Source organism: Planktothrix tepida PCC 9214, assembly GCF_900009145.1.
Taxonomy (GTDB): Bacteria; Cyanobacteriota; Cyanobacteriia; order Cyanobacteriales; family Microcoleaceae; genus Planktothrix; species Planktothrix tepida.
In genome coordinates this window covers 162,732-174,760 of sequence record NZ_LN889812.1, presented here as the reverse complement: position 1 = coordinate 174,760, position 12,029 = coordinate 162,732, and the positions used below count along the sequence as shown (strand labels likewise).

At 40.7% G+C, this 12,029-nt stretch carries 10 protein-coding genes and 1 pseudogene; 6 read left to right on the top strand and 5 right to left on the bottom strand.

Annotated features, from left to right (window positions below; all coding sequences use genetic code 11):
- Positions 1-4 precede the first annotated feature (4 nt).
- Both psbX and PL9214_RS20650 read left to right on the top strand, forming a co-directional pair.
- On the top strand, positions 5-124 hold the full coding sequence (gene psbX / locus PL9214_RS20655) for a photosystem II reaction center X protein (protein WP_072720641.1): 120 nt from the start codon (positions 5-7) through the stop codon (positions 122-124).
- 201 nt (positions 125-325) lie between these two features.
- Positions 326-1,156 (top strand): Ycf66 family protein, encoded by an 831-nt coding sequence (locus tag PL9214_RS20650; RefSeq protein WP_072720640.1) that lies wholly within the window; start codon positions 326-328, stop codon positions 1,154-1,156.
- Between the two features lie 129 nt (positions 1,157-1,285).
- Here the strand turns inward: PL9214_RS20650 and PL9214_RS20645 are convergent, their stop codons facing one another.
- Positions 1,286-1,717 carry a GNAT family N-acetyltransferase gene (locus PL9214_RS20645; protein WP_072720639.1) on the bottom strand — a complete coding sequence of 144 codons (432 nt, stop codon included), beginning with the start codon at positions 1,715-1,717 and terminating at the stop codon, positions 1,286-1,288.
- A 75-nt stretch (positions 1,718-1,792) separates the two neighbouring features.
- Positions 1,793-2,986, bottom strand: coding sequence for a lipid-A-disaccharide synthase (lpxB, locus tag PL9214_RS20640; protein ID WP_222425263.1), 1,194 nt, complete (start codon positions 2,984-2,986; stop codon positions 1,793-1,795).
- 290 nt (positions 2,987-3,276) lie between these two features.
- On the opposite strand from lpxB, the gene PL9214_RS20635 reads away from it, so the two are divergent.
- From PL9214_RS20635 to gntT, 4 genes and pseudogenes are all read left to right on the top strand, one after another.
- Positions 3,277-5,769, top strand: a complete 2,493-nt coding sequence (locus PL9214_RS20635) for a VIT domain-containing protein (RefSeq protein ID WP_245824321.1) — start codon at positions 3,277-3,279, stop codon at positions 5,767-5,769.
- 5 nt (positions 5,770-5,774) lie between these two features.
- Positions 5,775-6,770 carry a tRNA dihydrouridine(20/20a) synthase DusA gene (gene dusA / locus PL9214_RS20630; protein ID WP_072720637.1) on the top strand — a complete coding sequence of 332 codons (996 nt, stop codon included), beginning with the start codon at positions 5,775-5,777 and terminating at the stop codon, positions 6,768-6,770.
- A 398-nt stretch (positions 6,771-7,168) separates the two neighbouring features.
- A pseudogene (locus PL9214_RS20620) lies at positions 7,169-7,336 on the top strand (transposase); the annotation flags it as partial.
- A gap of 39 nt (positions 7,337-7,375) precedes the next feature.
- Positions 7,376-8,743 (top strand): guanitoxin biosynthesis MATE family efflux transporter GntT, encoded by a 1,368-nt coding sequence (gene gntT / locus PL9214_RS20615; RefSeq protein WP_072720635.1) that lies wholly within the window; start codon positions 7,376-7,378, stop codon positions 8,741-8,743.
- A gap of 114 nt (positions 8,744-8,857) precedes the next feature.
- On the opposite strand, the gene PL9214_RS20610 is transcribed toward gntT, so the two are convergent.
- From PL9214_RS20610 to PL9214_RS20600, 3 genes are all read right to left on the bottom strand, one after another.
- Entirely contained in the window at positions 8,858-9,127 is a 270-nt protein-coding gene (locus PL9214_RS20610; RefSeq protein ID WP_072720634.1) for an acyl carrier protein, read from the bottom strand.
- A gap of 19 nt (positions 9,128-9,146) precedes the next feature.
- Positions 9,147-10,766, bottom strand: a complete 1,620-nt coding sequence (locus tag PL9214_RS20605) for an amino acid adenylation domain-containing protein (protein WP_245824320.1) — start codon at positions 10,764-10,766, stop codon at positions 9,147-9,149.
- 112 nt (positions 10,767-10,878) lie between these two features.
- Positions 10,879-12,024 (bottom strand): acyl-CoA dehydrogenase family protein, encoded by a 1,146-nt coding sequence (locus PL9214_RS20600; protein WP_072720632.1) that lies wholly within the window; start codon positions 12,022-12,024, stop codon positions 10,879-10,881.
- Positions 12,025-12,029 lie beyond the last annotated feature (5 nt).

Below are 12,029 nucleotides of genomic sequence, written 5' to 3'. Positions count from 1 at the left end.
TGTTATGACACCTTCATTGATGAACTTTTTCTATAGTTTGCTGGCTGGAATTCTGATTGTGGTGATTCCCGCCACCGTCGGTCTGATTTTTATCAGCCAGAAGGATAAAATCATTCGTTCCTAGACCGACTCTCTGGAGACAAGTCTTGGTACACTTGCCAAAATCCTTGTTAAACCGATAAACTTAGGGGCTAAGAAGTCAGAACTTAATCTGAATCCCTAGCCCCTCCTGTTTATTTTGCCAACAATACCCATCCAGAAGTGCCGATCAGTAGAGATTCTCAAGAGAACTCGCTAAGATAGGACTGGCATAGGAGAACGAATAATGGTTAATTTAGGTTTAAATTTCAGCAGCTTAGTCGGGATTATCCTCGCGGTTGCTGGTGCTGGATTATATTTCCTGCGTTCCTGGCGTCCAAAACTGGCACGGGATCATGATATTTTCTTTGCGGCCATCGGGTTACTTTGTGGCGGGATTCTGCTCTTTCAGGGATGGCGACTTGATCCCATTCTAGCGTTTGGTCAATTTTTATTAACGGGAAGTGCGATTTTCTTTGCGGTGGAAAGTATTCGCCTCAGAGGAATTGCCGTTGTCCAAGCTAAAGAACGAGCCCCCATTGTGGATGATGAACGCTATGTCAGTAACGTTTATCGGGTCGATGCAGAATTAGACGAACTCGAACCCACCGACGAATATATGCCCATGGCTCGTCAAATTCGCGGGAGTCGGGATACTCGTTTAAGTAGAGCCGATAGCTATGACGATGATGCTGTCCGTCGGCGTCCCTCTAGCCGCAAAAATAGCAGTGTTGACTATCCTCCGGTAGAAGATCGTCCTCGCAAGCGTCGTCCCCGTCCTGAATCTCGTCCTGACACTGCATCTGACTGGGGAGAACCCCCCAGAGAACGGGAAGAAAGATCGGCTAGAAAGCGTCCTAACCGTCCTCCCGCATCACCTTCAGTAGAGAAAGAGGATTGGGCCGTTTCTGAAACACCCCGTTCTCGTCGTCGTCCCTCCTCTTCTTCTTCTTCTTCTTCAGAATATCGTTATTCTGAAGATCGCAATCGCAACACGAATTCAACTGATTATGTTGAATATCGACCCGTAGACTATTCTGATGATGAGGTTGATAGTCCTTCCAATTTTGAAAAATAAATTCCATCTTGTAGGGAACACCGAACAGGGAACACCGAACAAGGAATAGGTTTCAATATCAGTTTATTTATGCTTGAGGAATGAGACTTCTGTCTGATTCCTATTTTTTTATCTATTCCCTAGTTTTTCTTAAAATTCCCCATAATGAGTTGTATTTTCGAGACTCATTAATTTGACACTATCGGATAAATGAAACCCTAGTTTTTCATAAAAAGGAACCATTTCAGGTAAACACATTAATAGAAAAGCTTCCACATCTTTTAAAGCGGGATGAGTCAGAATTTCATCGATTAATTTTTTCCCTAATCCTTGATTTTGATAGGAACTCTCCACTAAAACATCCCAAATTAAGGCTCGATAGGTATAATCTGTTAAAACTCTTGTAAATCCGATTAATTTTTGGGTATCAGAGTCTACTAGACCGATTATAATATCGGAGTGATTTAGCATTTTTTGGATGTCTTTTGAGGTGCGTTGATGACTCCACCATCCTTGTTTATAAAGTTGCTCTAAATCTTGTACTTGGCTTGGGGTTAACTCTTGAATTACGATAATAGGCAAGGGAATTATCCTTCTAAATCGTTTATTGATCACTATTTTACAGCAATTCGGTAAAAAACAAAAATTAAGAGTTGCTTACAGGGAGAGACTCTTAAGAATTTCTAAAGCTGCGCGATCGCACACTCCCTCCTCTCCTAACGCTTGCTTCATCTGTTGATACTGATTTAACATTTCTTGTCGTTTTTGTGGATTTGTTAATAATTCTATCGCCTCTTGAACGATATTTTCGGGAGTGGCTTTTTCTTGTAATAATTCAGGAACAATGGCTTGCATTTGCACTAAATTAGTCGGGGACATAAACGGAATCGAAAATTTCAGGAGATGACGAGCGACCCAAGCCGTTAAAGCACTGACTCGATAAACGACAACTTGGGGAACCTTTAATAAGGCAATTTCTAAGTTAACTGTTCCTGATTTTGCGATCGCTAAATCGGCGGCAGATAAGACTTCTAAGGTTTGATAGTAACTCGTTGTTGAAACTAAAACGGCATTCAATTGATAGGTTTTTATAGCTGTTTCAATCGCTATTTTATACTCAGGTAAAGATAAGGGAATCCAAAATTTTACCTGGGGTATTTTAGCTTGAATTTGTTGAGCCGCTTCAAATAATATGGGCATTAAATATTTAATTTCTTGCCATCGAGAAGCCGGAAGTAAAGCGATCGCAATTTCATCCGGTTGAATGCCTAATTTTCGGCGAGATTCTTCTCGACTTGGTGCTGTTTTCATCCGGTCTAATAGGGGATGACCAACCCATGTCACCTTCGCACCTTTTGATTGAAAATAACGTGCTTCTTCAGGAAAAATGGCAAGAATACGATTCGTTAGTTTAACAATTTGTGCTGTACTTTTTGAACCCAACGACCATACCCATTCTTGCGGCGCAATATAATAAAAAATAGGAATTGTTGGCAAGTTATGTTTAATAAAATTTCCCATCCCAATATTTGGCCCCATATAATCAATTAAAATAACTAAATCAGGAGGATGCTCTTTTAAATAGTGTTTGACTTGTTTTTGCATTAAATAGGTCGGGATAATATAGGGGATAGATTCTAAAATTCCAACGGAACCAATTCCTGTGGTATTCCCTAATAATTTGGCTCCTGCTGATGCCATTTTTTCTCCCCCTAATGCGATAATTTGTATTAATATTCCTGCCTTTTTAGCTTGTCTGAATAAAGCTTCAATTAACAGTGATCCTTGTAAATCACCGGAAACTTCTCCGGTACTTATAAAAATACGAATAGGGGGAGTCTTGTGAACCATTGGAAATCAATAATTAATTTTGAGAGAACGTACTATAGCAATTCTATTCCTAACCTAATTTTTAATTATAGGGGTTTACTGACCTGATCCAGAGTTTAATTCAAAATTTGAGGAAGGATATCGGACAAAACACGATAGAATCATGAATTGTAGGTGCAAGCTGTAGCTGTCCCTACAGAAGTCTTCTGAATGCTAAAAAGTAATGTAGCTCAGGAACGTTTATGATCCTTATTAGGTCTTAGTTCATAGACCTGATTCATATTGTAACTTAAATAATGGCAGTCTTATTCATGAACTCTTTATTGACTTTAGCAAGACTTTCCTGGGGAATTCTGATTTTTAGCGGTTTCAATTTTATCGGGAATACTTCTCCCACATTGGCGAGTCCTGTTCAACAGTTGGAACAGCAATCCTCAACGTTAAAATTAGCACAATTTCCTCAACAATTATCTGAGAAACCTGTAGGAGGATTATATGTTCAATCTCCTACTCAAACTCAAGTTTTTCCCCTCAAAAAAACCCAGGTTAAAGCTAAAATTTCAGGAAATCTTTCTGAAGTAGAAGTTTCTCAAACCTTTGAAAATCCGTTTAAAGAACCTTTAGAAGCGATTTATGTGTTTCCCCTTCCTGATCAAGCCGCCATTGATCAAATGGTAATCAAAATTGGCGATCGCACGATTAAATCGAGAATTGAAACCAAAGAAGGTGCGAGAGAAATCTATCAACGTGCTAAAGATCAAGGTCGCACCGCAGCTTTATTAGAACAGGAACGAGATAATATTTTTACTCAGTCTGTAGCCAATATTCAACCGGGTGAGCAAATATCCGTAACGATTCGCTATATTGATCAATTAAAATTTGAAGGGGGAGATTATGAATTTGTTTTTCCGATGGTGGTTGGCCCCCGTTATATTCCGGGTCAATTAATTGATAAAAATCAACCCAATACGAATCAAGTCCCCGATGCAGATCGGATTACACCGCCTATTATTGATCCTAATACAAAATCAGACCATAAAATTCAAGTTAATCTTGAAATAGATGCAGGTATTCCTATTGAAAATATTCGTTCAACTTCCCATAAAATTATTACCCAACAACAAGGAAATCGAGTTTTTGTTCGTTTAGATGAATCGGATAAAATTCCGAATAAGGATCTAATTCTAAGATATCAAATTTCAGGAGAAAATACAAGAGCAACGGTCTTAACAGAAGCGGATCAACAAGGGGGACATTTTGCCACTTATCTGTTACCTGCAATTCGTTATAATCCTAATCAAATTATTCCCAAAGACGTTATTTTTTTAATGGATACTTCCGGTTCTCAAGAAGGTGAACCCTTAACAAAATCCAAAGAATTAATGAAACGGTTTATTCAAGGATTAAATACTGAAGATACCTTTACCATTATTGATTTTGCAAATACGACTAATACGTTATCCGAAACTCCCCTAGAAAATACCCCGGCTAACCGAGAAAAAGCACTCAATTATATTAATCAATTAGAAGCTAATGGCGGTACAGAATTATTAAATGGTATTCAAGCGGTGATGCGTTTCCCTTCACATCCAACGGGTCGGTTACGCAGTATTGTTTTACTCACCGATGGTTATATTGGAAATGATTCCGAAGTCATTGCAGAAGTGCAAAATAAACTTAAACCTGGAAATCGATTTTATTGTTTTGGGGTGGGAAGTTCAGTCAATCGATTTTTATTAAATCGTTTAGGAGAAATGGGACGAGGAACAGTACAAATTGTTCGTCAAGATGAACCTACTCAAACCGTTGTTGAAACTTTTTTTAAACAGATTAATAATCCCATTTTAACCGATATTGAAATTAGTTGGCAAGGGGAAGGATTAAAACCGGAAATTTACCCCATCACCTTATCAGATTTATTTGATAATCAACCTTTAGTTTTATTTGGACGTAAATTAGATCGACGCAATGGCTTATTAAAAATTACAGGAACCACAGCAAACGGCGATCGCTATGAACAAACCTTACCTGTTAATTTTCCAGTCGTTAATACGAAGGAATCTGGTAATATTGCCATTGCTAAATTGTGGGGACGGTCTAAAATCAAAGAACTGATGAATCAAATGTTTTCCGGTGAAACAAAATCTGGAGTTGACGCAGTAACACGCACCGCTTTATCGTATCAATTATTATCAAATTATACGGCATTTGTTGCTGTGAGCGAAGAAGTTCGAGTTAATCCAAATGGAACCCGTCATACCGTAGAAGTTCCTGTAGAATTACCCGAAGGTGTCAGTTATGAGGGAATTTTTGGCACACCTGCAACCCTTCAACTTCAATCTACAAATTCAATGCCTATAGGACGAGTTCGTTCAGCATCGGGTTACAATAATTATAGTAGTCAACGAAGCCCAGAACTTGCGCCTGCACCCTCTCCATTTCAAGGTGCAGATAGACTCGATACAAGGCTTCAGGCAGCTAGAAATACGGGTTCTACTATTGCAGTGGTTCAACTAACCGGAATTAGCGATCGCGCCCTTTTAGATGACTTAAATCGTTATTTACAGGGGTTAAATTTATCGATTCCAATTAATGGAAAAGTCAGTTTTGAAATGATTGTTGATCAAGGCAATGTCCAACGAGCAATTTTTGATGACCTTGACTCTAATTTAGATTTAGATGATAATCAAAAACAAGCGATAATCATTGATCAAATTCGACGATCGCTGTTAACTTGGCAACCTCCAACTTCAATCAGTGGAAAGATCAGAATAACCTTAGAATTAAAAGCAACAAAATCCTAAATTTCATGAACAATCTGAGATCAATTTCAACCTTAAATCAAAGCTATCCCCTCAGTATTGCTCCCATGATGGATCGCACTGATCGCCATTATCGTTATTTTATGCGACAAATCACCCGGCGAACGTTACTTTATACGGAAATGGTGACAACCGCAGCGATTTTGCATGGAGATCATGAAAAATTATTGAGCTTTTCTCCTGAAGAAAAACCCTTAGTTTTACAGTTAGGAGGAGATCATCCTCATCATCTTGCGACCTGCGCTAAAATAGCAGAAGATTGGGGATATGATCAGGTTAATTTAAACGTAGGCTGTCCCAGTGATCGCGTTCAAAATGGCAATTTTGGGGCTTGTTTAATGGCGCAACCAGAATTAGTTGCACAAGCCATAAAAGCGATGCAAAAAGTTGTTCAAATTCCTGTCACCGTTAAGCATCGAATTGGCATTGATGATCGGGATCGTTATGAAGATATGGCGGATTTTGTTAGAATTGTTTCTGAAGCCGGATGTCAACATTTTACCGTTCATGCTCGCAAAGCTTGGTTACAGGGTTTAAGTCCGAAAGAAAACCGCACCATTCCCCCATTACGCTATCAAGAAGTACATCAATTAAAACAAGAATTTCCCCATTTATTGATTGAAATTAATGGGGGGTTTAAAACCTTAACAGAAGTCAAAGAACAATTGCAATTTGTGGATGCAGTTATGATAGGACGTGCTGCTTATGATCACCCCTATTTATTTGCAATAGCTGATCAAGAAATCTATGGAGAAAAAACACCCCCCCTCACTCGCCGAGAAGTCATAGAAGCGATGTATCCTTATCTTGAATATTGGTTACAAAAAGGGGTAAAATTGAATAGTATTACTCGCCATTTATTAGAACTTTTTGCTGGACAACCGGGAACAAAAGCTTGGAAACGATATATTAGTGAAAATGCCCATCTTCCGGGTGCTGGGGTAGAGGTTCTTCAGCAAGCTTTAGAAAAAGTTTTAGGTTGATATAGTCAGTCTAAATCAATTGTGACAATAATTACCGTGCATCGTAGGGGCGACGCTTAACCCGTCTGGTTTTATTGATAGCGATGCGCCAGCAGGCGCGGCTAGCGCCATCGCTTATACCATAAAAGCCTTACAAGGATTAAAAATCAAACAACTTGGGCAACAAAAATATATCAACCGCCTTCAAGAATTAGGGCGGAGTGTTCAACGGCACAGCAACTTTTGGTCTTGTCAATATGGGCTTTTATGGATAGCTGGAATGGAAATTTGGGCAGACTTGGCTCAACAATTAATGAGAACTAAATGCAATAAGATCCCTTTTTTTCAAAGAGGTCAGAGAGCTATGATGTTGATTCAGTCTACCTTCTAGCTTCTTTGTCACCCCGTCAGCCGCCCAAACTCTTAAACACCATCTTCCCGATATTTGCCATTATTTTATTAATCGAACAACCAGTGGAGTCATGGAGGGATTAAACAACCGGATCAAATTAATTCTTCGTCAAAGCTATGGCTTCAAAAATTTTGAGATGATGCGTGAAAAGCTACTAGCTTGTCTTTCTTTATAAGATTTACTTATCACCATAGGTACAGGAGAACCTAAATCCATGAACATAACACTCCCAAATAGGTACGACTTCCTTTCTCGCTTCTTTAGACTAGCTTTCATCAATGTCCTGTCCAATATTATGGAGCCTCTGGCTGGGACAATCAGCTTAGCGTTCCTGGGCCATCTAACCGAAATCCATCACTTAGCAGGGGTTACTCTCTCTACCACTCTGTTTAACTTCACCTATTTCATTGTGAACTTTTTACGCATGGGAACCACTGGAGTGACAGCGCAAGCGGTGGGACGGGATGACACCGAAGATATGCTGCTGGTGGGACTGCGTAATGCTTTAATCGGACTGGGTATAGGCGGACTGCTTCTGTTGTTGCAATATCCTCTGCAACAGTTGTGGTTTGGTCTAATGAGCGTGACTCCAGAGGTTAAGGCTTCAGGTATTGACTATTTCAATGCCCGAATTTGGGGAGCGCCTGCGGTTGTCGTCAATTTTGTTCTGATTGGGTGGTTTCTCGGACGAGAAATGAGTGGCTTTGTGTTGCTGATGACCCTAGTAGGCAATGCGGCTAATGTTGTGTTCGACTACCTGTTTATTGTCCGTTGGGACTGGGCAAGCACGGGGGCGGGACTGTCTCAGGCAATTAGCCAGTATCTGGTGTTAGTGGTAGGCATAATTTTGGCGAGTCTCAATATCGAGTGGAAGGAAGCTCGAAGTGCAGCCAGAAAGTTTTGGGATGCCAGCGCATTTAAAGCGACTTTTACCCTGAACGGCAACCTCTTTATCAGGTCTTCGGCTAATATGTTCGTCGCCACCTTTTTCACGGCTCTAAGTTCTGCAATGGGGACAACTATCCTGGCTGAAAATGCCTTACTCTTACAAGTAATAATGCTTTCCAGTTACTTTTTTGAAGGAATAGGATTTGCTACCGAGACTTTGGGTGGAAATTTTAAAGGCAAACAAACAATAGATCGATTGTTGCCCCTATTGCAGGTGGCAGTCTCAACCAGCCTACTGGCGGCATTAATTTGTTCTGGAGTGTCTATCCTGTTCCCGAATACAGTCTTTGGGTTATTAACCAATCATAGTGAAGTGAAGGAACTTGTTAAAATCTATGTTTCTTGGCTACTCTCCAGACTGGGATTTAGTTCAATTGCTATGATACTGGATGGATACTTTGCTGGTTTAGCCCAAGGGCATTTTATACGTAACGCTACTTTAAGCGGAGCAATGTTTGGATTTGCGCCCTTAGCAGTCATGGCATGGCATTATCAGAGCAATCATCTCTTATGGTTGGCTCTATCAATGTTCGCAGCAATAAGAGTGGTAGTGCTTGCGGTGCAGGTGTCCGCAACATTGAAAGATGAACCTCTGGTTGTCGCCGAGCAACTGCCTGATTCACGCATAGGTTGAGCCGTCAACGTTTGCCTGTTTAAAACTTCAGCTAATTTGGTCAAAGTAGATTTTGATGGCGTAGCCTGTAAAAATCTAACCTAGCAGGTAGTTAGAAATTGGCAGCAACAACTGTTACAGTCTGCTGATAACGAAAGATTTGATAACGTTAACTGTTTCAAAATTCTCCAGTAAGAATTCTTCTGGATTTAAGGTAATACCAAACTTTTCTTCCAGAAAGCTAGCCAGTCGAAAAATGCCCAGCGAGTCAACCAGTCCTTCTTCGATTATGGACAAATCATTTGATAAAACCATATCGGGTCTATCGTACATGAAATTTTGGATAATATGCTCTTTAATTATCTGTTCTATCTGTGCTTCCGTGTACTTGTTTACGGCGGTCATTATCAATCTCCTTATTGAACTATTTTGAATTCTCTTGAAGTTCTTCGGTACGCAGTAAGGTTTTGTCAATCTTGCCTGTAGGGGTTTTAGGTAACCCAGAACGAAACTCAATTAGCTCCGGTATCATGTATTTAGGTAGACGCTGTGCACAAAAATATTCTACATCGCTCTTTTTGAGATTATTTCCATCCTGTGTGGCAATTATAGCCTTGATTTTCTTGCCGATTTCCTCATCGGGAATAGCAATTACGGCTGCTTCAACAATTGCAGGATGAGCGTATAGCGTCGTTTCAATTTCATCCAGTTCAATTCGGTATCCTCGGCTCTTAATCTGGTTATCGCGACGACCTAAATAAATATAGTTGCCATCAGAATTGAGTTTCACTAAATCCCCAGTTCGGTAAACTTTTTCTAACCATCCGCAACCTGGTACGGGGAAAGGTGTGAGAGCCTGTTGGGTTTTGTCATGATTTCCCCAGTATCCTTTCATTAAGGAGGGGCTACGCACGTAAAGTTCCCCAACTTCTCCTGGTTTGGTAATTTCCTTGTGTTCATTAACGGCAAATACCTCTGTGTTGGCACAAGCTTTGCCAATGGGCAGAGTTCTTACCTCTTCAGGAGGAATTTCCTTTACCGGATAGTAAGTACAGACATTTGTTTCTGTGGGTCCGTAGAGATTATAGTAGTTGGCTTGCGGTAGCAACTCCATAAGTTGACGCAGGTATTTAACTGGGAACACTTCCCCCGCAAACAAAATCGTCCGAATATGGGGAAATTGAGCCTGATGCAGGTTGCCGTAAACAATTAGCTGTCTCAGCACTGAAGGGACAGAATACCAGATGGTAATTTGTTGTTCTTCAATAAACTGAGCGAGGTTTCTGGGAAACACTGAGAGTTCCGGTGGTACCAGAATGACAGTCGCACCTGCTTTGATAGTGGTGAAGATATCAAAGATGGAAAGATCGAAATGAAGTGGGGCGTGATTGGAAACGCGATCGCTCCTTTGTACCTGAAAGCAATCATAAGCCCAGTTGACAAAGGTTAGAGAAGCTCGATGGCTAATCATCACCCCTTTGGGAGTGCCAGTGGAGCCGGATGTGTAGAGAATGTAGGCAAGATCGTCTTCAATCAAATTGCTGGGTGGTGATGGGTTTGGCGGTGCTTGCAACACCTCTTGCCAAGACACCATCCTGACATTTGACAGATTACCCGTGTCCTGTTGTGCTTCATCGTCAGCGAGTACCAGGCACTGGACACCAGAGGTGTTTGGCAGTTGAAGGCTGGCTATCTTTTTATGGGTACTCACCAAAGCCTTCATCTGGCAATTGTCAATGATAAAGCCTATCCGCTTCGCAGGAGCTAAGGGGTCTAGGGGAACGTAGACAGATCCAGCTTTAAGGATACCGAAAATGGCAATGACTGCTTCAATGGATTTGTTCACGTAAATGCCGACGCGATCGCCTCTTGATATCCCGCAACTTATCAAGAGGTGGGCTAACTGATTAGAAACTTGGTCTAACTCCCGATACGTGATGCTGCTATTTTTATAGATTACAGCTTCCCGGTCTGGATATTGCTTGGCACTAATTTCTAAAAGCTGTTGCAGTAGATACGGCATGGGTTTTGGGCTGTCTTCCATAGAATGTTCAAACGATAATACAGCGAGATGAATTCGTACCAATTCTTCGTAGCGCGCCGCAGCGTTGTCTCGTAATCTCGCAAATGCTCTCGCGTAAACAAAAAATCACCCTCTATAATCCCATAAATTGGGCAATTATTTGGTACTGAATCTCAGAGGTTCCTGAATAAAGCTTGCTCCCTAACGCATCCCTTAATTCTCGTTCTAGTTCTAACTCAGTTAGATAGCCATAACCACCATGAATCTGAATTGCATCAAGGCAGGACTGCACCCAAGATTCACTAATATAAAGTTTTGCCATTGCCGCTTCCATAATCGCCGTTTTTTTATTATTTTTTAACCATCCTACTTTATACAGCAGCGCTCTAGCTGTTTCAAGTCGCATCTTCATGTCAACAATTTTGCTGCTAACTAACTGAAATTTTCCAATCGATTGACCAAATTGCTGGCGCTTCCTAGCATATTGAATGCAGCTTTCTAACAGACGTTCCATAGTCCCGATCGCACTGGCAAGAATGAATCCTCGCTCCCATTCCATACTGTGATTAAAGATAGCAAGTCCCGAACCCTCTTGACCAAGACGATTTTCACTCGGCACTTCACAATTTTCTAGGAACAGTTCACCTAACTGAGTCGTTCTTAAACCCATTTTGGAAATTTTACGATTGATCGCGACTCCGGCAAAATCTTTTTCGACGATAAATCCAGTAATTCCCCGTTTTCCTTTTTCGGGAGCGACATTCGCAAATACAATGTAAAGGTCAGCAACTGGACCATTTGTGACCCAATTCTTAACACCATTTAAGATGTACTTGTCTCCCTGTATTTTGGCAGTAGTCTTAAGATTGTAAATATCCGAACCTGCTTCTGGTTCACTTGCCCCATGAGCGCCAATGAATTCACCGCTACAGAGTTTGGGGAGATACTTTTGTTTTTGAGCTTCGGTGCCAAAGGTTAAAATCGGTATTTCGCCAGCCCATATATGAGCGTTGATGGCAAAGATTAGACCATTGTCTTTACAACCATAACCTAAAGCTTCCAAGGCACAAATCGTTGTAAGAATATCTGTCCCAGTTCCCCCATAATGTTCAGGAATTGGCAGACCGATCAGACCAAATTTCCCACATTTTTCCCAACTTTCTCGGTTAAATTCTTCTCGCCAATCTAGGTCAATTAGATTTGATTGCAACTCTTGTTGGGCGAATTTAACAATCTTCTCTCTAAACTGAATTTGTTCCTCTGTCCATGAAAAGTCCATTTTTC